The following is a 24,369-nucleotide window of genomic DNA, read 5'->3' on the forward strand; positions in this document are numbered from 1 at the left end:
AGATTGGCGATAATCGTTGTGGAATTACTAGTGTGATTTCTCCTTTCAGTCGAAATGACAAAAAAAAAGGATATTCTCGCGAATATCCTTTTCTTTAAAAAAACTATAAAACTTCTATAAAAAATTATAGACTGTATTTAAGACCTAATGTGATTCCTAAACCAGAAATACCAACGTAAGAACTGATATCATCAGTAGCTTTTGTGCTATCAAAACCTGCAGCATTTGTTACAGTGCTGTTAGAGTTAGTATCAATTGAGCTGTGGTAATTTGTGTGGTTTGCAGAGTAAGAAGCTGCTCTGAAGCTTGTTGAAGTATTTAATTTATCAACTCCGTTTTCTGTGTACTCTGTAGTTTCTTTAGTTTTACCGTGTACAGTAAAGTTACGGTACTCTAACTCAGCAAAAGCAGAAATGTGTTTTCCTAATTTATAAGAAGTACCTACAGCAGCCATAAATCCAATTGTAGCATTTGGTTTTACAACATCTTTAGAGTAAGCATCCGTTTGAGCAACTTGGTTAGCACCTACGAAAGTTGTGTATTGTCTATCTGTTTTAATATCTAAAGTACCGTGGATTGGCACAATAACTCCAACTTTAGTGTATGGTTCAAAACCGTGAGCTTCACCTAAGAACATTACAAGTGCAGGAGCTAAATCAAAAGCTTTAATTTGTCCTTCAGCAGTAAAATCTAAATAAGTTGCAGCACCGTTAGTTTGGTTTACACCAATAAGTCTGTCTGTTGTTTGAGCCATAGTCTTGCTATTGCTGATGTAGTAGTTTGCAGACATCTCAACTCCTAAACGAGCAGAGAAACGGTAACCAGCAGTAATTCCGCTTCTAAAACCTTGTCCAAAAGAACCTGTTACGCTTTCTCTTGAAACTAATTTATTATTTGCTAAAGTACCAGCATAAACATCTCTATTTGCAGCCTGTCCTCCAACTGTTGGAAACTCAGTAGAAGCAGTTTGGTTGAAATAAGATCCAGCTAATTTGAAATACCAGCTTTCTGGTTTATCTGCTTTTTCTGTTTGCGCCATTGTGGCCATAGAGCAAACTAATAATCCTAATAAAAATAGGTTCTTTTTCATAATTCTGATTTAATTAATTTATGCAAACATAAAATATTTTAACATATTCTTTTTGAGTGCAAGGTTAGACTTGGAACGAAATCGTTATATTTTCGGGCAATATTACTAAAAAAGTATTATGCACGCATATTTTTAACACTAAAATTTCACTTTATGCTAAATTTTAACTGTTAAAATTTAATTCAGCTTAAAATTGATCTGCATTTTTTCCAATTCCTGCAATAGCTCGGCAGAAATTTTAACTTTCAGTCTTCGGCTTGGCATAGTCAATTTTGTTACTACCCTAACTTCTTCTACTTCTTTCACTTCCTGCATTTTTGCTTCGCCAGAAATCGTTTCATTATCGTCATTGTCATCATCAAAAACGGCATCCTCATTGTCTTCAAATTCACTCGTTGTTTCAACCTCAACAAGACGCTTGACATTTTCAATTTCCATGATATCAAAACTCACTGTATTATCGCCTTTATTCTCATTAAATAAATGACTTAATTTATGAATAAACTCAGGCTGAAGGTCTTTGATATTTAATAATAGAATCAGTTTTTTAGCAAATGCTTCCAGAATATCCTGAAGTTGTCTGACCTCAACAAACTGCATTCTAGGTTCTGATTTTTTTCCTGTATCGTGATTTACCCAACCATCTTTTATCAAGATTTTTAGGTAAGCAAAATTATTTTGAATCAGGAAGTGACGGAATTTTAGATATTCTTCTCCAAATATCTTAAACTCAAAACTTTCATCATATCCTTCTAAATTAAATACCGCCCAGCCTTTTCCGTTTTTGGCTACACGGTGCTGTACATTATTAATAATTCCTGCAAAATTTAGATTTTTACCCACGTATTCATTCATACTTTTCAATGCTTCCAAACGAGCATTGCAGAAGTACTTCATTTCAAACCTAAAATCGTCTAAGGGATGACCAGAAATATAAATTCCGACAACCTCTTTTTCTTTGGCTAGTTTTTCCATCGTACTCCAGTCTTCACACGGAGGCACAACAGGTTCAGCGATTTGTACTTCGCTGGCTTCTCCAAACAAACTTACTTGCGACGAGTTTTCATTTTCCTGAAATTTCGATCCATAACGCATCGCCTTTTCATAGAAAGTAATTCCGTCGCCATCGTCGTGGAAATATTGCGCTCTAGTTGTTCCTTCAAAAGAATCAAAACCTCCGGCAAGTGCTAAATTTTCGATGGCTTTTTTGTTGGCCGCACGTAAATCAATTCGTTTTGCCAAATCAAAAATCGATTTATATCTTCCGTCTTTTCTATTTTCTACAATGGTTTCTACGGCTCCAGAACCAACACCTTTAATCGCTCCCATTCCGAAACGAACGGCGTAATCATCGTTTACCGTAAATTTATAGTACGATTCGTTTACGTCTGGACCCAAAACCTGCAATCCCATACGTTTACATTCTTCCATGAAGAAAGAAACCTGTTTGATATCGTTCATGTTGTTCGAAAGTACCGCTGCCATATATTCTGCAGGGTAATGCGCTTTCAAATAAGCAGTTTGATATGCAATCCACGCATAACAAGTCGAGTGCGATTTGTTGAAGGCGTAACTCGCAAAAGCCTCCCAGTCTTTCCAGATTTTTTCCAGAATTTTGGCATCATGACCTTTTTCTGAAGCTTGCTCGACGAACTTCGGCTTCATTTTATCTAGTACGTCTTTTTGTTTCTTACCCATCGCTTTACGCAAAACGTCGGCCTCACCCTTTGTAAAACCTGCCAAAGACTGAGACAAAAGCATTACCTGCTCTTGGTAAACTGTAATTCCGTAAGTTTCAGACAAATATTCGGCACAGGCATCTAAATCGTATTTAATTTCCTCATCGCCATTTTTTCTTCGAACGAAAGACGGAATATACTCCAAGGGTCCCGGGCGATACAATGCGTTCATGGCAATTAAATCTCCAAAAACCGTTGGCTTCAGATCTTTCATGTATTTCTGCATCCCAGGCGACTCATATTGGAAAATCCCAACCGTTTCACCTCTTTGGAAAAGCGCATACGTTTCTTCATCGTCAATCGGGAAAGTATCAGGATCAAGTTCGATTCCTGTTCTGTATTTTACCAGTTTTACGGTATCTTTTATCAGCGTTAGGGTCTTCAGACCCAAGAAGTCCATTTTCAGCAATCCGGCACTTTCTGCAACCGAGTTGTCAAACTGTGTTACGTATAAATCCGAATCTTTTGCTGTTGTAACCGGAACGTAATTCGTAATATCCGACGGCGTAATGATTACCCCGCAGGCATGAATTCCCGTGTTACGCATCGATCCTTCAAGAATTTTTGCCTGCTGAATGGTTTCTCCTGCCAAATCATCTTCATTGGCAATCGCGATTAATTCTTTTACATTGTCAAATTCATCCGAACGAAGGGCTTTTTTAACTTCTTCTTCACTCTCCGAAATAAAACGCGCCAAATTCCATTTTGACGGCATCATTCCCGGAATCAGTTTCGCAATTCTATCGGCTTCAAATAATGGTAAATCCAAAACACGAGCCGTATCACGAATCGCTGATTTGGTCGCCATTTTACCATACGTGATAATCTGTGCAACCTGTTTTTGACCATATTTGTTGATTACATAATCCATTACACGTCCACGACCCTCGTCATCAAAGTCGATATCAATATCGGGCATCGATACACGGTCAGGGTTTAGGAAACGCTCAAAAAGCAAGTCGTATTTAATCGGGTCAATATTCGTAATTCCGAGACAATAGGCAACGGCCGAACCCGCTGCAGATCCACGCCCAGGACCTACTGATACGTCCATTTTTCTTGCTTCGGCGATGAAATCCTGTACAATCAAAAAGTAACCCGGATAACCAGAGTTCGAAATCGTCATTAACTCAAAATCCAAACGTTCTTGAATCGATTCGGTAATTTCGCCATAACGTCTTTTGGCACCTTCCATCGTAAGGTGTCGCAAGTATTTATTTTCCCCTCTTACACCGCCATCTTCTTCATCTTCGGGAACCATAAATTCATCAGGAATTTCGAATTTAGGAAGCAATACATCTCGATAAAGCGAGTATCCTTCAACTTTATCAATAATTTCCTGAATGTTGATAATGGCTTCAGGCAAATCAGCGAAGAGTTTTTTCATCTCTGCTTCCGACTTGAAATAATATTCCTGATTTGGAAGTCCGTAGCGATAACCACGTCCACGTCCAATAGGTGTTGCCTGCTTTTCACCATCTTTTACGCAAAGTAAAATATCGTGTGCATTGGCATCTTCTTTGTTTAAATAATAGGTATTATTGGTCGCAATTAATTTGACATTGTGCTTTTGCGAAAATTCAATCAGGGTTTTGTTGACACGATTTTCATCTTCCTGATTGTGGCGCATAACTTCGAGATAGAAATCTTCGCCAAATTGTTCTTTCCACCAAATCAACGCTTCTTCGGCTTGGTTTTCACCGATGTTCAAGATTTTACTCGGAATCTCTCCGTATAAATTCCCAGACAAAACCATGATATCGCCTTTGTATTGCTCGACAATCTTTCTGTCAATTCTAGGAACATAATAAAATCCATCCGTATAGGCAATCGAAGCCATTTTGGCCAAATTGTGATAACCGGCTTTATTTTTAGCCATCAAAACAACCTGATAACCGTTGTCTTTTTTGCTTTTATCTAAGTGATTTTCGCAGATATTAAATTCACAGCCTACAATTGGTTTTACTTCGGTTTCTGTTGGTTCTTCTCCAGCTTCAACTAGAGCTTTATTTTTTCCAGAAGCCGCTTTATTGTGATTCATAACGGCGCTCACAAAGTGAAAAGCTCCCATCATGTTTCCAGTATCCGTCATGGCAACAGCTGGCATTCCGTTTTTGGTTGCAGCTGCAACAATATTCCCAATTCCGATAGTCGATTGAAGTACCGAAAACTGCGTGTGATTGTGTAAATGCGCGAATTTTGCAGCTTTAAAATCGGCTTTATCTTCTTCTGAAACAACATTTTGCTGTCCTTCTCCAGCTAAAGCTTTAAGCTGCTCTCTGATTTTATCAGAAGCTGCTTTTAAATTGATATGTTTTAAACCAATTAACTTAAATGGCTCTGGATTTTGTTCTTGAAAATCTTTGAAATATTCCTTCGGAACGTCTAATTCTTCTTTTGTAAAAACTTCTCTTCTTACCAATTCCAAGAAACAACGCGTAGTCGCCTCAACGTCGGCAGTTGCGTTGTGCGCTTCCGCGAATGGCTGATCGAAAAGATAGCTGTGTAATTCGGTCAAAGTTGGAAGTTTGAATTTCCCTCCACGACCTCCAGGAAGCTGTAATAACGAAGCCGTAACTTCGGTACAAGTATCCAAAACCGGCATTGAACTCATTTGAGACTCCACTCCCATTCTATGGAATTCGGCGCCCATAATATTAACGTCGAAACCTAAATTCTGACCAACTATGAATTTGGTTTTGCTTAAAGCGATATTGAATTTCTCCAAAACTTCGACCAGCGAGATTCCATCGGCTTCAGCCAATTCGGTCGAAATTCCGTGAATACGCTCGGCGTCATACGGAATGTTAAACCCTTCTGGTTTTACCAAGTAATCCTGATGCTCAATAAGCTGTCCCATTTCGTCATGAAGCTGCCAAGCAATTTGTATACAGCGAGGCCAGTTATCAGAATCGGTAATTGGGGCGTCCCAGCGTTTTGGTAATCCGGTTGTTTCGGTATCGAATATTAAATACATAGAATTATAAAAAGTCAAATTTTAAAGCTTCAAATTTCATATCTTTCATATTGTAAATTATTGACAACATGAAACATAGCGAATTGCATAATGAAAAATGGAAGGAATTCAAATTTACGCTTTTTTTAGAGAAATAAAGAAGCGAAAGTTGTTAACAAAAACGCTAATTAAAACTCGTCAATTGCAGATTGCAATACTTAAAATTTTAAACACATAGAAACATAGATTTTAGTTTTCTAAAAAGATAATTAAAAAAATCTAGATTTTTACACATAGCTATGTGTTTTTAAAATAAGTGAAACGCCTCTTTAGACAAAGAAAACTATGTATCTATGTGTTTAAAACAAATTACACTCAAAGTTTTTAATCCAAAAAACTTCGATTATTCATTTTGGATACTCATTACACCAAAATGAACACTTTTAAACTGCAGTGTATCCTGAACTTTGCTTCATCAAATTATAACAATTAAAAAAATAATAATCATGAAAACAATTTTTATCACAGGCGCATCATCAGGTCTAGGAAAAGCAACAGCAAAATTATTCCACGAACAAGGTTGGAATGTAATTGCAACAATGAGAAATCCCGAAAAAGAAACAGAACTTTCTCAATTAAAAAACATTACGCTTTTGCCATTAGACGTTACCAATTACGAGCAAATACAAGCAACAGTTCAAAAAGCAATTGAAATTTGCGATATTGATGTCGTTTTCAATAACGCAGGTTATGGCTTGATTGGGCCTTTGGAAAGTCTTACTGACGATCAAATTACCAAACAGTTAAATACTAATTTATTGGGCGTAATTCGTGTTACAAATGCTTTTATCCCTTATTTTAGAGAAAGAAAAAGTGGCTCATTTATTTCGACAACATCTATTGGTGGATTAATTGCTTTTCCTTTAGGATCAATTTATCACGCAACAAAATGGGGATTGGAAGGCTGGAGCGAAAGTATGGCCTACGAATTAAATCCGTTTGGAATAAACATTAAAACAGTTTCTCCAGGAGCAATTAAAACTGAGTTTTTGCACGGTTCGCTTGACACAAGCACTTTGCCAGAATACGAAGCGATGACTAATAAAATGTTCGGAAATGTTGACGTTATGTTTGAAATGGCATCAACTCCCGAACAAATTGCCGATGTAGTTTATGAAGCCGCTACAGATGGAAAAAACCAATTAAGATATGTTGCCGGCGAAGATGCAAAAGCACTTTACAAACAAAGACTAGAAGTTGGAGACGAAGTTTTTCGTTCTGAATTTGGCAAACAATTCTTTGGAGAATAAATCATTTCAAACTAATACCGCCTAGTTTCTTGAAGTCTGAGCGGTATTAGTTTTTTAAATTTTCTTATTTTTATATCATGGAAAGAAAAAACAATAATCCGGCAAAAATCTCTTCTATATCGCAGTTTCATGACCTGCTTCGACTGCCAAAACCGCTTCATCCTATGGTGAGTTTGATCGATAATACGCAGCTGGTCATCAATGAAGATATAGCAAACATCTCTTTTTTACTTGATTTTTATAAGATCTCTTATAAGTTTTCTACCAAAGGAAAAATGGGCTACGGCCAGGGTTATTATGATTTCACTGAAGGCGGACTTATGTTCGCTTCTCCCAGCCAACTAATTTTTACTGAAAATGAAGAAGGCGTTGAATATGGCGGCTACACACTTTTGTTCCATCCTGATTTTATTCGAAATTATCCTTTGGGAAAAAGCATCAAAAAATATGGTTTCTTTTCGTACGACACCAATGAAGCTTTGCATCTTTCAGACAGTGAAAAAACAATTATTATAGGATTACTTACCAGTATTGACAATGAACTTCATACTGCAATTGACGAAATGAGCCAGGATGTAATTGTTTCTTATATTGATGTTTTAGTGAATTATAGTAATCGTTTTTACAAACGTCAATTCATCACTCGAAAAACAATCAGCAACGATTTATTGCTACAAGTAGAAGAAACTTTAGAGAACTATTTGAATGACGCAGAAACCTTAAAAAGAGGTTTGCCGACAGTAGAATTTCTTGCTTCGCAAATTAAAGTGTCTAGTCATTATTTAAGTGATATGCTTCGAAATTTAACCGGACAAAATGCACAACAACATATTCATTCTAAGCTTATTGAAAAATCAAAAGATTTTCTGATTACTACCAATCTCTCAGTTGCAGAAATTGCCTATCAATTGGGTTTTGAATATCCGCAATCGTTTAGTAAATTATTCAAAAAGAAAACAAGTCTTACTCCATTGGAGTTTAAAAATTCATTGAATTAATAGTCAATTCTTTTCTGTTAAATAAACATCTTTTCATTCTTCAAAATCATAAAAATGAAAGTTGTCAACTAAAACAAAGAATTTTGATAAAATAATATTAGATTTAATGTTTTAGTAATCCTATTTTGGCAAAATTTAATATTATAATGAACTCAATAAAATGAATCAAGTCCTATGAAAATATACTATTTCTTTTTTGCTATACTACTTTTAACCGCCTGTTCCAGAAAAAATCCTATTGAAAAAGCACTAGAAACAAAGTCAAATGAATATTGGCGTTTTTATTATAATTATGATAATATGACCCATTCAACCTATTATAAGTTTAAGGACGACAAATTATCTTACAATTTCACCATTGATGAAGACGGAAAATTTACTGACAAACCAGAAGATCCATACTATCCCAACGAACCTCGAAAATGGTCCGTAACTTCAGACAGCATTATGACTTTGGGAGGTTTTTCATACGACGTTATAAGTTATAACGACAAAGCAATTGTACTTACCTACCCAACAAAAGAAAAACCTTATCAGAATTATGTATTTTTAATAAAAGAAAAAGAAAGTGATCTTAAAAGATATGCTGACGATTATAATGAGAAAAGGCTTTACAATCCAGAAAAATATAAATCAAACAAATAAAATTTAACGTTTCTATTGATCAACAAAATATATGAAAAAGATGCTAAATATATCAGCAAAAAACTTTAAGTTGCGATATGCTTTATTATTATTTGCAATCTTTTTTATTGCGAGTTGCAATCAAAGTCTCGATCCTAAAATCAATGATTCTATTCAAAATTTAATTGAAAAATATCCTCAGCTTACTGCCGACAAAAAAGACATTAAAAGCCGTGAGTTCAAATTTACCAGAAGCATTCGCGAAGGAAAATTTAACTTTGAAATCCAGCTATATTCACAAGAAGAAGGATACAAAAACAGAAATCACATTTTGGTTTTCATCAATAGTAAAAAAGAAGTGTATGCATTGCCTCTTTTTAATAATAAATATAGAGATTATTGGGAATTTCCTTTTGACAAGCCTTTAAAAGAAGTCACAAAAATCAATACTACTTTTTCTAAGGAATTTAATATTGCAATAGATACATTAATAAAGAACAGCGACCGAAGAAAATCGATTAAAAGAGCAATATTAATCGATGAGACATTAAATTCTGTATTAAGCTGCAAAAAAATCAAAGAAAAAGATAGCGTAATGATTTATAAAACTTTGAGAGGAAGTTTTGATATTCCTGATGAAAATATTGATTCCGTTTATATAAGACTCCGCAAAAATTATGAATTGATGAAACGTCAGTGGCAACCCTATTTTGATACTAACTGCTTTTTCGACGAAAAAAACAGTCGAGTTTATCAAGTTGAATATCACGGCAACAAAATTAAAATTAAAGCCTACCGAATGGATTATGGAATGCATTATATGTATCTTTAAGAATACACGAATTTCCTAAAATTACATTCTTTTTATTAATAAGTTTTTATCTTCAAAATCATAAAAAATCATAAAAATACACTTCTTGGATGTCGTAGTATTTCGCCTCTTTATTGAATCTAAATAATAGCCAAAAAACTCCTTTAAAAGCGCTTAAAAACCCAAAAAGCATTCTTTTTGCAAAAAAATCAAAACTGACAATTATTACTATTTTTACTCAATTTGTTACATTTTTTCAACTAAATTCTTATATTCTGTATTGATTTTAAGATAAATTTGCAAACTATTAAAACAAAAAACAATCAAAAGAAATTAAAGCTGAAAAAGAAAAACAAAATCAGTTTCTAATTCATTTTTCTTTCAAAACTGAAATTCTAAAAGCGGTTTCGCAATTTGTAAATTAGTTTGGGTATCGTATATAATGAAATAACGAAATTGACGCTTTTGTATCTTTTTTTACTTTTGTTTTGCTATTATAATGAACAGGAAATTGCTGTGGTTATAGAAATTACAATTAAAAAAAATAAAAAATGAGTAAGACATTATTTGACAAAGTATGGGATTCACATGTAGTGCGTAAAATTGAAGATGGACCAGATGTGTTTTTTATTGACCGCCATTTCATTCATGAAGTTACGAGTCCTGTTGCTTTTTTAGGATTAAAATCAAGAGGCGTTAACGTTTTATACCCACAACGTACTTTTGCAACTGCCGACCACAATACACCAACCATAAACCAACATTTACCAGTTCAAGATCCGCTTTCTGCAAATCAGCTTCAGGCTCTTGAAGACAATGCTAACGAATACGGAATTTCGCACTGGGGATTAGGACACCAAAAAAATGGTATTGTACACGTAGTAGGTCCTGAAAACGGAATTACTTTGCCAGGTGCTACTATTGTTTGTGGAGATTCTCACACGTCCACTCACGGTGCTTTTGGAGCTATTGCTTTTGGTATCGGAACATCTGAGGTTGAAATGGTGCTTTCTACACAATGTATTATGCAGCCAAAACCAAAGAAAATGCGTATTAACGTAAATGGTAAATTAAGCAAAGGTGTTGGTCCAAAAGACGTTGCACTTTATATTATTGCTCAATTGACTACTTCTGGAGGAACTGGTTATTTTGTCGAATATGCTGGTGATGTTTTCGAAAACATGACTATGGAAGGCCGTATGACAGTTTGTAACTTAAGTATCGAAATGGGTGCTCGTGGAGGAATGATCGCTCCTGACCAAACTACTTTCGATTTCCTTGAAGGAAGACTTTACGCTCCAAAAGGAGAAGCTTGGACAAAAGCCGTTGAATATTGGAAAACTTTAAAAACGGATGCTGATGCTGTGTTTGATGCTGAATTAAACATCAAAGCTGAAGACATCGAACCAATGATTACTTATGGTACAAACCCAGGAATGGGAATTGGTATCACAAAACATATCCCAAGTGCAAAAGAAGTTGAAGGCGGTGAGGAAACTTACAAAAAATCTTTGGCTTATATGGGCTTCAACGAAGATGATGTAATGATTGGAAAACAAATCGATTACGTTTTCTTAGGAAGTTGTACAAACGGACGTATTGAAGATTTTAGAGCTTTCGCCGAAATTGTAAAAGGAAGAAAAAAAGCAGATAATGTTACGGCTTGGTTAGTTCCGGGTTCTCACGTTGTTGAAGCGCAGATTAAAGAAGAAGGTATTTTAGACATTTTGACTGAAGCTGGTTTCGTATTACGTCAGCCGGGTTGTTCTGCTTGTTTAGCAATGAATGATGATAAAGTTCCTGCTGGAAAATATGCAGTAAGTACTTCAAACAGAAACTTTGAAGGTCGTCAAGGTCCTGGTTCAAGAACGCTTTTAGCAAGCCCTATTATGGCTGCCGCTGCTGCTGTAACAGGAAAACTAACAGACCCGAGAGAATTATTTTAATTCTCGCTGTAAGCTTTAAGCAATAGGCTTTAAGCTAAAAATTCAATACAAAAACAATGCTGTAGAAAAAAGCTTATAGCTTATAGCCTACAGCCTAAAGCAACAAAAAAAATGGCATACGATAAATTTAATATACTTACTAGCAGCGCAGTGCCGTTGCCAATTGAGAACGTCGATACAGATCAAATCATTCCAGCTCGTTTCTTGAAAGCTACAAAACGTGAAGGTTTTGGAGATAATCTTTTTAGAGACTGGAGATACAATGGAGACGATACTCCAAAAGCAGATTTCGTTTTAAACAACTCAACTTATTCTGGAAAAATCCTTGTTGGAGGGAAAAACTTCGGTTCAGGATCTTCAAGAGAGCACGCTGCGTGGGCAGTTTACGATTACGGTTTTAGAGCTGTAGTTTCTAGTTTCTTTGCTGATATCTTCAAAGGAAACTGCTTGAATATTGGTGTTTTGCCAGTTCAAATCAGCCCTGAGTTTTTAGAAAATATTTTCAAAGCGATCGAAGCTGATCCTAAAACAGAATTAGAAATCAATCTTCCAAACCAAACGATCACTTTATTGTCAACTGGCGAGCAAGAATCTTTTGCTATTAACGGATACAAAAAGAATAACATGATTAATGGTTTTGACGACATTGATTATTTACAAGATATGAAAGAGGATATTAAAGCTTTTGCTGATAAACTTCCTTACTAAATAGAAATCTCATTCAGGATATTAGACCCGACAGGTTTCAAAAACCAGTCGGGTCTTTCTAAATTAAATGAGAAAACATAGAACGCAGATAAAACAGATTTGCTATCGCAAAAACGCGGAAAAAAAACTGATTTTATTTTAGCTTAAAAATCCATACTAATTCGCGTCTTCGCAAAGCGAATCAGTAAAATCAGCGTCAAATTACATCAGAATTATAGATCATCAATATGGAAAAAAGAAAAATTGAAATAATGGATACGACGCTTCGTGATGGTGAACAAACCTCAGGAGTATCTTTTTCTGCTGCAGAAAAACTGACCATTGCGCAATTGTTGTTGGAGGAATTAAATATTGATAGAATCGAAATTGCTTCGGCGCGCGTAAGCGAAGGAGAATTTCAAGCTGTAAAAGGCATCACTTCTTGGGCTGAAGAAAGAGGTTACATTGACCGAATTGAAGTACTTTCATTTGTTGACGGAGGTGTTTCGATCGAATGGATGAAAAAAGCCGGTGCAAAAGTGCAGAATTTATTGACCAAAGGTTCAATGAATCACTTGACACATCAATTGAAAAAAACTCCTGAACAGCATTTTTCTGAAATCACCCAAATTATTGCATTAGCAAAAGAAAACAATATTGAAACCAATGTTTACTTGGAAGACTGGAGCAACGGAATGCGAAATTCTCCAGATTATGTTTTTCAATTTCTTGCTTTCTTATCAACTCAGCCAATAAAAAGAATTTTACTTCCTGATACATTAGGCGTTTTAATTCCGTCTCAAGCTTTTGAATTTATTTCAAAAATAAGAGCAAAATATCCAACTATTCATTTTGATTTTCACGCACATAACGATTACGATTTAAGTGTTGCTAATGTTATGGAAGCTATAAAAGCCGGTATAAACGGACTTCACGTTACCGTAAACGGAATGGGAGAACGCGCTGGAAATGCACCTCTGGAAAGTACGGTTGCGGTGATAAATGATTATTTGCCAGAAGTGAGCATCAATATAAAAGAAACTTCTTTGTATTCTGTAAGCAAACTGGTTGAAACTTTTACTGGGTATAGAATTCCAGCAAATAAACCAATTGTTGGCGATAACGTTTTTACACAAACAGCTGGAATCCACGCTGACGGAGACAACAAAAACAATTTGTATTTTAATGATTTGCTTCCGGAGCGTTTTGGAAGAAAAAGGAAATACGCTTTAGGAAAAACTTCAGGAAAAGCTAATATTGAAAAGAATCTGCAGGAATTAGGATTAAAACTAAATCAAGCCGATTTGAAATTGGTTACCCAAAGAATCATTGAACTAGGCGACAAAAAAGAAACTGTTACGAAAGAAGATCTTCCATACATTATTTCAGATGTTTTGGACAGTCATACATACGAAGAAAAAATAAAAATCGAGTCCTATATATTAGTACACTCAAAAGGAATGCGTCCGTCGACAACTTTGTGTTTAAAATTTGGAGATGAAATCATCGAAGAAAATGCCCAAGGTGACGGTCAGTTTGATGCTTTTATGAATGCTTTGTCAAAGATTTACAAAAGCAAAAAACTTACACTTCCAAAACTAATTGATTACGCTGTAAGAATTCCTCCTGGAAGTAGTTCTGATGCGTTGTGCGAAACCATCATCACTTGGGTCAACAACGAAAAAGAATTCAAAACCCGCGGATTAGATTCAGATCAAACTGTTGCTGCGATTATTGCAACGCAGAAAATGTTAAACGTAATAGCCTAAGATGCTAAGTTGCTAAGATTCTAAGTCTCTAAGATTTTTCTTTGACCTTAAAACCTTAGCAACTCAGAATCTTAAAAAAAACACAACTAAGCCACTAAGAATAAAAACCTTAGAGCCTTAGAATCTCAGAACCTTAGAACCTTTTTAAAAAATAAAAAATGAAATTAAACATAGCCCTTTTAGCCGGAGACGGAATCGGACCAGAAGTAATAAATGAAGCAGTAAAAGTATCTGATGCTATTGCAAAAAAGTTCGGACACGAAATTACATGGAAACCCGCTTTAACGGGAGCTGCTGCAATTGATGCCGTAGGTGAACCTTATCCAGATTCAACACACGAAGTTTGTAAAAATGCCGATGCCGTTCTTTTTGGAGCAATCGGTCACCCTAAATATGATAATGATCCTTCTGCACCTGTAAGACCAGAACAAGGTTTGCTAAAAATGCGTAAAGCTTTAGGTTTGTTCGCAAATGTAAGACCAACTTTTACTTTCCCATCTTTATTAGATAAATCGCCACTAAAAAGAGAAAGAATTGAAGGAACTGACCTAGTTTTCTTAAGAGAATTAACAGGCGGAATTTACTTTGGTGAAAAAGGAAGAAAAGATAACGGAGATACCGCTTATGACAACTGTGTTTACACAAGAGCCGAAGTACAGCGTTTAGCTAAAAAAGGTTTTGAATTAGCTATGACACGTTCTAAAAAATTATGCTGCGTTGATAAAGCAAACGTTTTGGAAACTTCACGTTTGTGGAGAGAAACTGTTCAGGCAATGGAAAAAGATTATCCAGAAGTTACGGTTTCTTATGAATTTGTTGATGCTGTTGCCATGCGTTTGGTTCAATGGCCAAATTCTTATGACGTATTAATTACTGAAAACTTATTTGGAGACATCTTAACAGACGAAGCTTCTGTAATTTCAGGTTCAATGGGATTAATGCCTTCTGCATCTATGGGAGCTGAAGTATCTTTATTCGAACCTATTCACGGATCTTATCCACAAGCTACCGGATTGAACATTGCTAACCCAATGGCTACTATTTTATCTGCTGCCATGATGTTCGAAAATTTCGGATTGATGGAAGAAGGAAAAGCGATGAGAGATGCTGTGAATAAAGCTTTAGAAGCTGGAGTAGTTACAGAAGATTTAGCTAATGGCGGAAAAGCATACGGCACCAAAGAAGTTGGTGACTGGTTAGCTGCGAATGTGTAATTTGTTAATTTTTGTTTCAAGTTTCAGGTTTCAGGTTGTTGGAACGTGAAACTTGAAACCTGAAACAACATAAAAAAAGGGATCAACTTTCGTTGATCCCTTTTATATTTTAGAAAAAAAATATTAATATCCTCCTCTGTTTCCGCGGTCATTTCCACCACGGTTGTTTCCGTAACCACCACGAGAATCACCTCCACGGTTGTTGTTGAAACTTCTTCTTTCACCTTCCGGTTTTGGTTCAGATTTATTTACAACAATTGAACGACCTTGAACAGTAGCTCCGTTCAATTCATCAATTGCTTTTTGAGCTTCCGCATCGTTTGGCATCTCTACGAAACCAAAGCCTTTGCTTCTTCCAGTAAATTTATCAGTAATGATTTTAACTGAATCTACTGCTCCATAAGCCTCGAAAGACTCTCTTAAATCTGCTTCCTCAATACTGAATGGAAGGCTTCCAACAAAAATGTTCATATGTACTTATTTATAATATGTAGCAAATGTAGTCTTATTTTTCTGTAATCTACTATATATTAGTTTATTTATGTTTTTATTTAGATTTACAAATGATCTGCTTAATAAAAACAATTAGGCACAAAGGATAAATTTAATATTCTAGTGTTGACGTAATGGGAATTTTATAGAACACACCTTCTGTAAAAGTAACTTTAGGATTTTCAGTATCTGTTGCATCATTATTTATGGCAGTAAACTTAAATGTTCCGGAGATCGTGTTTTCGTCTCCAATATTCGTAATTACAATCTGTCCGCTGCCTTTATTTTCGCCTGTACTAAACTCTGCCGATTTACCAGGAAACGTATTTAAATAAGACGCTATGGTTACATTATCAATTCCAAGTACCATAGTCTTGCCTGGGCCTTCGTCATAAGGTAGTCGCAATATTACTTTTTCAAAACCTAATGCTCCTTCAATCACTATATCTCCAGTTGTTGTCCTACTCGCTTTATAAGTAGCTGCACGCCAAAAAACATTATCTTTCAAGCCTTGAAATGCAGGATTATTAAATTTTATATCTTCAGTGCATGATACAGCAACAAAAAGAAGTAATAAAAAATAAATGTGTTTTTTCATGTTTCGTGGATTTAATGCAAAAGTATTGCATTTGAAATAAATATCTAAAATTTCGTCTCAAAAACAATTAAAAAACAGCCAAAATCTTCATAAGCAATATTTAATCTTTTTTGGAATGCATATTTCATAAAAAAATTATATCTTTGCGCCCTTAATTAACAGAGGTCGAGTACCTCAAAATTTAATCATACGATTATGTCAGTAAAAATTAGATTACAAAGACACGGTAAAAAAGGAAAACCTTTTTACTGGGTTGTAGCTGCAGATGCACGCTCAAAAAGAGATGGTAAATACTTAGAGAAAATCGGTACTTACAATCCAAACACAAACCCAGCAACTGTTGAGTTAAACCTTGACAGCGCAGTTAAATGGTTGCACAATGGTGCTCAACCAACTGATACTGCTAGAGCTATCCTTTCTTACAAAGGTGCTTTATTGAAACACCACCTTGATGGAGGTATCCGTAAAGGAGCTTTAACTCAAGAGCAAGCAGACGCTAAATTAGCAGCTTGGTTAGAGGCTAAAGCTGGAAAAGTTGATGCTAAAAAAGACGGTTTATCAAAAGCACAAGCTGATGCTAAAGCTAAAGCTTTAAAAGCTGAACAAGAAATCAATGCTAAGCGTTTAGCTGCTGCAGCTCAGGCTGAAGCTGATGCTATCGCTGCTGCACAAGCTGCTGAGGCTACTGAAGAAGTTGCTGAAGTTGAAGCTGCTGCTGAAGAAGCACCAGCTGCTGAAGAGAATAACGAAACAACTGAAGCATAATTTTACTTAGCGATAATGCGTAAAGAAGATTGTTTTTATTTAGGTAAAATCGCTAAAAAATTTAGTTTCAAAGGTGAAGTTCTGATCTATTTAGACACAGACGAACCTGAGTTATACGAAAATCTGGAATCAGTGTTTGTTGAACACAACAAACACTTGGTTCCTTTTTTTATTGAAACAAGTTCTTTACATAAAGGCGACTTTTTAAGAGTTCGCTTTGAAGATGTAAACACCGAAGAAGATGCAGATGCCTTAGTTGGAAATGCAATTTATCTTCCTTTAACAATGCTGCCAAAACTTTCTGGCAACAAATTCTACTTCCACGAAGTTATTGGTTTTGAAATCGAAGACAAACGTTTAGGTGTTTTCGGAAAAATCACTTCTATTAATGACTCTTCTGCACAGCCTCTTTTTGAAGTTTTAAATGGCGAAGTAGAAATTTTAATCCCAATGATTGATCATTTCTTGGTGAAAGTTGACCGAGAAAACAAAAAAGTGATCATGGATCTTCCTGAAGGTCTTGTCGAAATGTATTTGTAAAGTTTATTTGTTTAATCGGTTAATTGTTTAATCGAAAAACGAACTTTATTATTAAAATCTTTCTTTAATAAATTATAAATCAAATGTTTCAGTTCAAGCAATTTTCTGTTAAACAAGACAAAACCGCAATGAAAGTTGGTACTGATGGCGTTTTGCTTGGTTCTTGGGCTCCAATAAATCATAATCCGTTTAGTGTTTTGGATATTGGTGCAGGAACAGGAATTATTGCGTTGATGCTTGCGCAGAGAACAAGTGCCGAACAAATTGACGCACTTGAAATTGACGAAGACGCTTACGAACAAGCTGTAGAAAATTTTGAAAATTCACCTTGGGGCGATCGCTTATTTTGTTTTCACGCTGGTTTAGATGAATTTATAGAAGAACCAGAAGACGAATATGATTTAATTGTTTCTAATCCTCCTTTTTATGCGGAAGATTATAAAACTGAAAACGAACAAAGAGATTTAGCACGTTTCCAAGATGCAATGCCTTTTGAAGAAATTGTCGAAGCTGCTGATTTATTACTTTCTGAAAATGGAATATTGGCTATAATTATTCCTTTTAAAGAAGAAGCAAAATTTATTGCTTTAGCAAAAGAAGTCGAATTATTTCCAATAAAAATTACTCGCGTTAAAGGAACTCCAAAATCAGAAATCAAACGCAGTTTATTGGCTTTTAGCCGAAATGAAGTTTCTGAAATTGAAACTGATGAATTAATTATCGAAATTGATCGTCATGTTTACACTCCAGAATATATTGAATTGACAAAGGATTTTTATTTGAAGATGTAAAAAAAACATCTTTGTCAAAGCCTAACGCTTTGACAAAGATTTATAATTTACTACTTCCCATTTTTAGCAAAAAGAATCGCTCGATCCAGAATTTCATCTTTACCTTGCTGAATACCTAAAATTGTTGGGTTTATTTCGACATCAGGAACAATCCCGATACGTTGTACTTCTTTTTTGTTTGGATAAAAAACGCCGTAACAAGTAAATGACGAAGAAAATCCTTTAATGATCAAAAATCTGGTATTTGCGCCATCTGCGCCACCTGTTTGAGAACCAATAACAGTCGCTTTAGGGACAGTCTGTAGCGCCATTGCAGTATGTTCAGCATGACTAACTGCATTTTCATCAATTAGAACAATTACTTTGCCTTTATAATTATCCGGATTAACCTTTCCTATTTTTTCTTCTTCTTTTCTCCAAACATAACGACCTGGATAATTAACATCTGGATCAACATACTTCACGTATTCTACAGGTACAGGATTAAGCCAATCTGCAAGCGGATATATAACATCATGAGGTCTTTTCCTGTCATCAAAAATTATAGCATCTGTGTTCTTAAGTGCTGCAATCAAATTTGGAACATCTTTTTCTTCAACTTCTCCAAAATTTACATATCCAATATTTCCTTCTAAAATTTTCCATTTTTCCTGATCAGGAAATTGAATTTTTAAATCTTGGTATTTATATCTATTTATTGTTTTTACTGCTGTTTTTCCGTCTCGGATGAATTCAATCTCGAAACTTGGTGTTTTTCCATTAAAGATTGTCCAATAGGCATTTTTTAAAACCGAAGGCTCGTTTGACCCTTCAACATATTTTGAATTTTCTTTTAAAAGCTGAGCAATCGTTTTTCCTTCTACTTTTGTAATTACATCTCCAATTTTAAGATCACTGATTTTTGCTAAAGAATCATTTTTCAAACCTATAACAACGGCTTTTTGATCAATAATTTTAACATCAACTGGAACAAATTTATCGCCAAAATATTCAGACATCTGCGTCATTTGAGTAGATGCGTGAGTGTCATTTATTTTTATAGAAATTTCGCGCATTGCCAAAGCAAAATCTTTTTCTGATTCTGGCGCAATAATTCGAGGAAGAAATTCATTTAATGACTTATCCCAATTTTGATCCATCTGATATTTGTAAGGAAAAAAATATTCAATGTAATTCCAATATCTGAATAACGCCAAAAGACGAAGATTTTTGTCTGTCCATTTAAAATCTGCATATTTTGGTTCATTTTTAAATTGCAATGGAGGACCATTACTGTCGAATTCATAAGCAACATAATACTGTTTTCCCTGAAATCTGTTTTCTTCAATAAATTTCAATTTTTTCGAAAGTGATTTCGAGAACAATTCTTTATTATTAAACCACGACAAATCGAAGTTTTTATCAAAATATTCTTTTTTAACAGCAGGTTTTAAAGTTTCCTGTTTTTTAATTTCGCCCAAAGAATCAACCCAATTTTCGATTACAAGAGAAAAAGCTTCAGAAGTTTGAGCCTCTTCTACTTTTGGCAGAATTTGAAATAATTGTTCATCCCAATTTTTACTGCCATCGGCAACATTTGGATGGTAATATTTTAAAAAGCCCCAAACTTTGCAGGTTGCAGCAAGTTTTTGAGTTTCGGAAATAGGTTTTGAAAAAGAGTTTTGAAATAATAAAACAACAACAATTAAGAAGATTTTCTTCATTTTGGTTAATTTGCTTAGGTTAGTTTATGGATTTATGTGGTTTTTAAACTTGTTCAAAAATACTTTTGAACTGATATAATATTCTTTCGATTAATCGTAAATCTTCGGTCACGATTTCAGCTCTTCCTTTCATTTCCTGCTGAAATACAATTTGCTTATTATAGGAAGTTTGCAGTCCGTTTGGCAATGCGACATCGAGCAACAAATTCCCGTCCTTGTCTGGCACAAGCGAAATGTTTTTAATTTGACCTCTTAAAACCCCGAATTCTCGATCTGGATAATTTGACAAACGAATATTTACACGCTGCCCAACTTTTATTTTACCCGAGTTTAAAGACGGCGCTTTTACTTTTCCTATAAAGCCATTTTTTGCATCAGGAATAATCGAAAATACATTATCGCCAACATTTATGGTCTGATTCTCATTCCAAACCTGCAAAAAAGTAACCACTCCGCTAATCGATGATTTGAGCGTATAGGTCAACTCCCAGTCTTTTATCACTTTTTTGAGCTGAAAAAAAGACTGCGCCATATTTCGACCTAAATTAACTTCTTCTTTTGTACTGCTTATATGTGAATTCTGACTCAATTTTGTATTGTCTATTAAAGCCGATTTCAATTGCGAAATCGAAGTTAAAAGACTTTTATAACTCTTTTGCGCCTGAAGATATCCAAGTTTCTTGGCTTCCATTTCTTGTGCCGAAATAATTCCTTTATTAAATAAAGTTTCAAAACGAGCTATTTCATTTTTTTGAAGCTGAAGTTCACTTTCGTTTAATGTCTTTTGCTGCTGCAGAATTTCCAATCGTTCTTTTATCTGCACTTTTTCAGAAATTGTTGCTCTATTTTCGACTTCATAAGGCTGAAGATCTTCGTTCAATTTTTCGGCCTCATAATCTTTCTGAAATACTGCATAAGCACTTTCAATTTCGCCTAATTGTGAATTTTTCAATAACGCAAAAGGAAATGCTTTTTTCGAATCATTGACATTGTATTTTTCCACAATGCTTTTCAGCAAAAAAACATCTTTATAATTCGCCGTATTTTCAATTATGGCAAGTGTCGTATTTTTTAAAACTGTAGTCTTGTCTTTAACCAAAATAGCTTCGATTCGTCCTGATGATTTCGAGACAATTTTTTCTGGCGGAATATTAGTCGTGATAACAATTTCAGTATTTACAACGTCTGGATATTTTACAAACCAAGAAACGAAAAACAGTATCATGATAATAACAAAAATCAAAACAGTTCCCCACCTGATCATCCAGTGCGGTACTTTGGTGAGAATGTCCTGAACCTCCTCGCTTCTTAATTCTAAAGTATTATGATCTTCAGCCATTTTTAATTCCCTAATTGCAATTGATTTTTAACAAGTTCGAAATAATTTCCCTTTTGCTCAACAAGCGCAGAATGATTTCCAATTTCGATGATTTTCCCTTTATCCAAAACCACAATCTGATCGGCGTTCATAACTGTACTCAATCGATGTGCGATTACAATAACTGTTTTGTTTTTAAAGAAAACATCCAGTTTCTGCATAATTTCTTTTTCATTATTGGCATCTAATGCGGAAGTTGCTTCATCAAAAAACAAAATTTCTGGGTTTTTATAAACTGCTCTTGCAATCAATAATCGCTGTTTTTGTCCGGTACTCATTCCAGTTCCTTCAGCACCAACTTTTGTATTATAACCTAACGGAAGTTCGCTAATATAATCTTTAATATTAGCGACATCAGCAGCATAAACGAGCCTTTTCTTGTCAATTTTATCAACGCCAAAAGCTATGTTATTCGCAATTGTGTCACTAAAAATAAAACCTTCCTGCATAACCGCGCCAATATTTGATCGCCAAGCTTTTTGCGAAATATTTCTAAGCTGTGCATTTCCTATTGAAATTTCACCTTTTTCGGGTTCATAAAATTTCAAAAGCAACTTCATCAAAGTCGTTTTTCCGCTCCCACTTGTACCCACAATTGCAGTTACTTTATTTGCCGGAATAACCAAATTCAAATCTTTTAAAACTGGAATATCGGATCCTAAATAACGATAACTTACATTTTTGATTTCGATATTGGCATCATACGGCACTTCATTTGACTGATGATCTTCCTGTTGGGTTTCGTCTTCTTTTTCATGAATTTCAGATAATCGTGCCAATGATATTTTTGCGTCTTGCAGCTCTCTGACAAACTCTATAAGTTGAGTAATAGGTCCGTTTAAACTCCCCACAATTGTACTGATTGCCAACATTACTCCAAGTGTGATTGAACCATCGATTACTAATTTTGCAGAAAGAAAAATGATGAAAATATTCTTCAATTCATTAATTACCGATGAACCAATTGTCTGACTTTGCTCTAAAACCAATCCTTTAATTGAAACCCTGAAAAGTCTCGCCTGCACATATTCCCATCCCCAACGTTTTTGCTTTTCCGCATTATGAAGCTTGATTTCCTGCATTCCGTTGATGAGTTCGATTACTTTGCTCTGCTCTTGCGAAACCTCAGCAAATCGCTTGTAATCCAAAACTTCGCGGCGTTTTAAAAAAAGCGTTATCCATCCGAAATACAACAAACTGCCGGCAAAAAAAACTAAAAAAATCTTCCAGTTAAAATAAGCCAGAACCGCTCCTAAAACGAACATATTGATAACGGAAAACAAAACACTCAAAGAAGATGTTGTGAGGATTTTTTCAATTCGGCGATGATCATTTATACGCTGCAGAATATCTCCCGTCATTCGAACATCAAAAAAGGAAATAGGCAGATTCATCAATTTGATAAAAAAATCTGAAATAAGTGAAATATTGATTCGTGTTGAAAGATGCAGTAAAATCCAACTTCTGATGAGCTCTAAACCTGTTCTTCCAGCGAAAAGAAATAATTGTGCAAAAAGAATGAGATAAATAAAATGAAGGTTTTGATTCTGGATTCCGACATCGACAATACTTTGCGTCAAAAATGGTGCAATGGCCATAATCAAACTGCTGGCAAACAAGCCAATGCTTAATTGTGCTAAATATGATTTATATCGCAAAACATATTGGGCCAATAAGCCAAATCCTATTCCTTTATTATCTTCTTTATCAAAATCTGACTGGAAGAATTTTGGGGTTGCTTCCATCAATAACGCAACGCCTTCTTTAGTATGCTCATCGGCATTATTTCCAATCCAAAATTTTAAAAAATCCTTCTTATTGTATTCAAGTAAACCAAAACCTGGGTCCGAAATATAAAAAGTCTCCTTTTTTATTTTGTAAAGAACTACATAATGGTTTTTATTCCAATGGAGTATACACGGCAGTGGAGCTTCTTCTAATCGTTCAACGCTTAATTTTACACCCAGCGTTCTAAAGCCCATTTTTTCGGCAGCATCACTCAAAAAAAGCAAATTGCTTCCTTCACGAGTTGTTTCGCTAGTATCGCGCAACTCCTGAATATTGATTGTTTTTCCGTAATGCTTAGCAATAATTTTTAAACAAGTTGGGCCACAATCTTTAAAGTCTGCTTGCTTATAATGCGTGAATTTTTTCAATTTACATTAGTGGTTAATTACGTAGCAATTTAACATAATATTTCTTTAAACAATAAAAAAAACAGAGAAGAAATAAATTCAACTCTGCTTATAAAAAAATGAAATTTCGATAAAATTAATTTCTCTAGGATCTGCCACTGGTCAACCTAACCAAAATAAAATCAACACAGCGGCCTTCTTCCTGAGAATCCCAACACCAATCATCAATATTGGGATATTTGCTCAATGTTCCACGATCGAGCGCCTATAAATTCAAAAAAAAACATGACTAAATTTTTGATAAGGCTTTATATTGTTTTACTCTTATAATTTATTATTTAGCAGCACAAACGTCCACTGCTGCAAATTCCTGGCGTTGTGTCCATCGGACAAATTCCGCCGGCTGGTATTAAAATGCAACCCGCTTCAATCGCCTGTATCCAGCATTCAGGAATTCCTCCTTTTATTGTTTTTTGCTCATTTTTACTTATTTTCTGAGCATGATCCAGATTTAAAAGTTTTTTTATCATAATCATTAACATTTATTTCCAGATTAAAAAATCGCTGATTTAAGGCTTTAAAATATTATCCGGCCACCAAAGTGTCGGCATAATTCATTTCTAGCGCAAAATACTCTGTACAATCTTCATACGACATTGATGACACGTAATCCCATGCATTGCATCTTGAAGCTGTCTCCTTTACATGATTACCCATGATCATTTTTTGCTCGCTTACAGATACTTCCTGTACACCTTCTAGATTTAAAATATTTTTTAACATAACGTTGATTTTTTCGTTTTGGGGTATTTATTCTCTTATT

Annotated in this window: 20 protein-coding genes; 11 read left to right on the plus strand and 9 right to left on the minus strand. The window is 34.9% G+C overall.

The features are described 5' to 3' along the window. Positions 1–124: 124 nt before the first annotated feature. Together FND99_RS02585 and dnaE are read right to left on the minus strand one after the other, a co-directional pair. Positions 125–1,090, minus strand: coding sequence for an outer membrane beta-barrel protein (locus FND99_RS02585; RefSeq protein WP_144336440.1), 966 nt, complete (start codon positions 1,088–1,090; stop codon positions 125–127). 177 nt (positions 1,091–1,267) lie between these two features. Further along, positions 1,268–5,806 (minus strand): DNA polymerase III subunit alpha, encoded by a 4,539-nt coding sequence (dnaE, locus tag FND99_RS02590; protein ID WP_144336441.1) that lies wholly within the window; start codon positions 5,804–5,806, stop codon positions 1,268–1,270. A gap of 485 nt (positions 5,807–6,291) precedes the next feature. On the opposite strand from dnaE, the gene FND99_RS02595 reads away from it, so the two are divergent. From FND99_RS02595 to leuB, 8 genes are all read left to right on the plus strand, one after another. Next, a complete protein-coding gene (locus FND99_RS02595) occupies positions 6,292–7,095 on the plus strand; it encodes an SDR family oxidoreductase (protein ID WP_144336442.1) in 804 nt (267 codons plus the stop codon). 77 nt (positions 7,096–7,172) lie between these two features. Then, complete coding sequence (locus tag FND99_RS02600) at positions 7,173–8,093, plus strand: helix-turn-helix domain-containing protein (protein ID WP_144336443.1); 921 nt, start codon at positions 7,173–7,175, stop codon at positions 8,091–8,093. Between the two features lie 174 nt (positions 8,094–8,267). After that, positions 8,268–8,738, plus strand: coding sequence for a hypothetical protein (locus FND99_RS02605; protein ID WP_144336444.1), 471 nt, complete (start codon positions 8,268–8,270; stop codon positions 8,736–8,738). A 31-nt stretch (positions 8,739–8,769) separates the two neighbouring features. Beyond that, a complete protein-coding gene (locus FND99_RS02610) occupies positions 8,770–9,549 on the plus strand; it encodes a hypothetical protein (RefSeq protein WP_144336445.1) in 780 nt (259 codons plus the stop codon). Between the two features lie 530 nt (positions 9,550–10,079). After that, a complete protein-coding gene (gene leuC / locus FND99_RS02615; RefSeq protein WP_144336446.1) occupies positions 10,080–11,474 on the plus strand; it encodes a 3-isopropylmalate dehydratase large subunit in 1,395 nt (464 codons plus the stop codon). Between the two features lie 111 nt (positions 11,475–11,585). After that, entirely contained in the window at positions 11,586–12,182 is a 597-nt protein-coding gene (leuD, locus tag FND99_RS02620) for a 3-isopropylmalate dehydratase small subunit (protein WP_144336447.1), read from the plus strand. A 227-nt stretch (positions 12,183–12,409) separates the two neighbouring features. Continuing rightward, positions 12,410–13,930 carry an alpha-isopropylmalate synthase regulatory domain-containing protein gene (locus FND99_RS02625; protein ID WP_144336448.1) on the plus strand — a complete coding sequence of 507 codons (1,521 nt, stop codon included), beginning with the start codon at positions 12,410–12,412 and terminating at the stop codon, positions 13,928–13,930. A 158-nt stretch (positions 13,931–14,088) separates the two neighbouring features. Then, positions 14,089–15,144: a 3-isopropylmalate dehydrogenase gene (leuB, locus tag FND99_RS02630; RefSeq protein WP_144336449.1), complete on the plus strand. Its 1,056-nt coding sequence runs from the start codon at positions 14,089–14,091 to the stop codon at positions 15,142–15,144. A 123-nt stretch (positions 15,145–15,267) separates the two neighbouring features. Here the strand turns inward: leuB and FND99_RS02635 are convergent, their stop codons facing one another. Next, positions 15,268–15,615, minus strand: coding sequence for an RNA recognition motif domain-containing protein (locus FND99_RS02635; protein WP_144336450.1), 348 nt, complete (start codon positions 15,613–15,615; stop codon positions 15,268–15,270). 133 nt (positions 15,616–15,748) lie between these two features. Then, positions 15,749–16,234 carry a DUF6252 family protein gene (locus tag FND99_RS02640; RefSeq protein WP_144336451.1) on the minus strand — a complete coding sequence of 162 codons (486 nt, stop codon included), beginning with the start codon at positions 16,232–16,234 and terminating at the stop codon, positions 15,749–15,751. A 195-nt stretch (positions 16,235–16,429) separates the two neighbouring features. On the opposite strand from FND99_RS02640, the gene FND99_RS02645 reads away from it, so the two are divergent. The 3 genes from FND99_RS02645 (at position 16,430) to FND99_RS02655 (ending at position 18,330) form a co-directional block, all read left to right on the plus strand. Next, positions 16,430–16,999 carry a 30S ribosomal protein S16 gene (locus FND99_RS02645; protein ID WP_144336452.1) on the plus strand — a complete coding sequence of 190 codons (570 nt, stop codon included), beginning with the start codon at positions 16,430–16,432 and terminating at the stop codon, positions 16,997–16,999. Between the two features lie 15 nt (positions 17,000–17,014). Continuing rightward, positions 17,015–17,539, plus strand: a complete 525-nt coding sequence (gene rimM / locus FND99_RS02650) for a ribosome maturation factor RimM (RefSeq protein ID WP_144336453.1) — start codon at positions 17,015–17,017, stop codon at positions 17,537–17,539. Positions 17,540–17,622: 83 nt separating this feature from the next. Continuing rightward, positions 17,623–18,330: a tRNA1(Val) (adenine(37)-N6)-methyltransferase gene (locus FND99_RS02655; RefSeq protein ID WP_144336454.1), complete on the plus strand. Its 708-nt coding sequence runs from the start codon at positions 17,623–17,625 to the stop codon at positions 18,328–18,330. Between the two features lie 50 nt (positions 18,331–18,380). On the opposite strand, the gene FND99_RS02660 is transcribed toward FND99_RS02655, so the two are convergent. From FND99_RS02660 to FND99_RS02680, 5 genes are all read right to left on the minus strand, one after another. Beyond that, entirely contained in the window at positions 18,381–20,033 is a 1,653-nt protein-coding gene (locus tag FND99_RS02660; protein ID WP_144336455.1) for a S41 family peptidase, read from the minus strand. Between the two features lie 43 nt (positions 20,034–20,076). Continuing rightward, complete coding sequence (locus tag FND99_RS02665) at positions 20,077–21,372, minus strand: HlyD family secretion protein (RefSeq protein ID WP_144336456.1); 1,296 nt, start codon at positions 21,370–21,372, stop codon at positions 20,077–20,079. Between the two features lie 2 nt (positions 21,373–21,374). Beyond that, entirely contained in the window at positions 21,375–23,567 is a 2,193-nt protein-coding gene (locus FND99_RS02670; RefSeq protein ID WP_144336457.1) for a peptidase domain-containing ABC transporter, read from the minus strand. A 317-nt stretch (positions 23,568–23,884) separates the two neighbouring features. After that, positions 23,885–24,076, minus strand: coding sequence for a hypothetical protein (locus FND99_RS02675; RefSeq protein WP_144336458.1), 192 nt, complete (start codon positions 24,074–24,076; stop codon positions 23,885–23,887). A 55-nt stretch (positions 24,077–24,131) separates the two neighbouring features. Next, positions 24,132–24,329 (minus strand): hypothetical protein, encoded by a 198-nt coding sequence (locus FND99_RS02680; RefSeq protein ID WP_144336459.1) that lies wholly within the window; start codon positions 24,327–24,329, stop codon positions 24,132–24,134. Positions 24,330–24,369: the final 40 nt, after the last annotated feature.

Source organism: Flavobacterium daemonense, assembly GCF_007341385.1.
GTDB lineage: Bacteria > Bacteroidota > Bacteroidia > Flavobacteriales > Flavobacteriaceae > Flavobacterium > Flavobacterium daemonense.

Excerpts from the sequence above, each read along its gene's own strand:
- leuC (WP_144336446.1), top strand. The coding sequence starts at position 10,080 with ATGAGTAAGACATTATTTGACAAAGTATGGGATTCACATGTAGTGCGT.
- FND99_RS02640 (WP_144336451.1), bottom strand. The coding sequence starts at position 16,234 with ATGAAAAAACACATTTATTTTTTATTACTTCTTTTTGTTGCTGTATCA.
- FND99_RS02610 (WP_144336445.1), top strand. The coding sequence starts at position 8,770 with ATGAAAAAGATGCTAAATATATCAGCAAAAAACTTTAAGTTGCGATAT.
- FND99_RS02665 (WP_144336456.1), bottom strand. The coding sequence starts at position 21,372 with ATGGCTGAAGATCATAATACTTTAGAATTAAGAAGCGAGGAGGTTCAG.
- FND99_RS02600 (WP_144336443.1), top strand. The coding sequence starts at position 7,173 with ATGGAAAGAAAAAACAATAATCCGGCAAAAATCTCTTCTATATCGCAG.
- leuD (WP_144336447.1), top strand. The coding sequence starts at position 11,586 with ATGGCATACGATAAATTTAATATACTTACTAGCAGCGCAGTGCCGTTG.
- leuB (WP_144336449.1), top strand. The coding sequence starts at position 14,089 with ATGAAATTAAACATAGCCCTTTTAGCCGGAGACGGAATCGGACCAGAA.
- FND99_RS02635 (WP_144336450.1), bottom strand. The coding sequence starts at position 15,615 with ATGAACATTTTTGTTGGAAGCCTTCCATTCAGTATTGAGGAAGCAGAT.
- rimM (WP_144336453.1), top strand. The coding sequence starts at position 17,015 with ATGCGTAAAGAAGATTGTTTTTATTTAGGTAAAATCGCTAAAAAATTT.
- FND99_RS02595 (WP_144336442.1), top strand. The coding sequence starts at position 6,292 with ATGAAAACAATTTTTATCACAGGCGCATCATCAGGTCTAGGAAAAGCA.
- FND99_RS02675 (WP_144336458.1), bottom strand. The coding sequence starts at position 24,076 with ATGATAAAAAAACTTTTAAATCTGGATCATGCTCAGAAAATAAGTAAA.
- FND99_RS02655 (WP_144336454.1), top strand. The coding sequence starts at position 17,623 with ATGTTTCAGTTCAAGCAATTTTCTGTTAAACAAGACAAAACCGCAATG.
- FND99_RS02625 (WP_144336448.1), top strand. The coding sequence starts at position 12,410 with ATGGAAAAAAGAAAAATTGAAATAATGGATACGACGCTTCGTGATGGT.
- FND99_RS02680 (WP_144336459.1), bottom strand. The coding sequence starts at position 24,329 with ATGTTAAAAAATATTTTAAATCTAGAAGGTGTACAGGAAGTATCTGTA.
- FND99_RS02660 (WP_144336455.1), bottom strand. The coding sequence starts at position 20,033 with ATGAAGAAAATCTTCTTAATTGTTGTTGTTTTATTATTTCAAAACTCT.
- dnaE (WP_144336441.1), bottom strand. The coding sequence starts at position 5,806 with ATGTATTTAATATTCGATACCGAAACAACCGGATTACCAAAACGCTGG.
- FND99_RS02605 (WP_144336444.1), top strand. The coding sequence starts at position 8,268 with ATGAAAATATACTATTTCTTTTTTGCTATACTACTTTTAACCGCCTGT.
- FND99_RS02645 (WP_144336452.1), top strand. The coding sequence starts at position 16,430 with ATGTCAGTAAAAATTAGATTACAAAGACACGGTAAAAAAGGAAAACCT.
- FND99_RS02585 (WP_144336440.1), bottom strand. The coding sequence starts at position 1,090 with ATGAAAAAGAACCTATTTTTATTAGGATTATTAGTTTGCTCTATGGCC.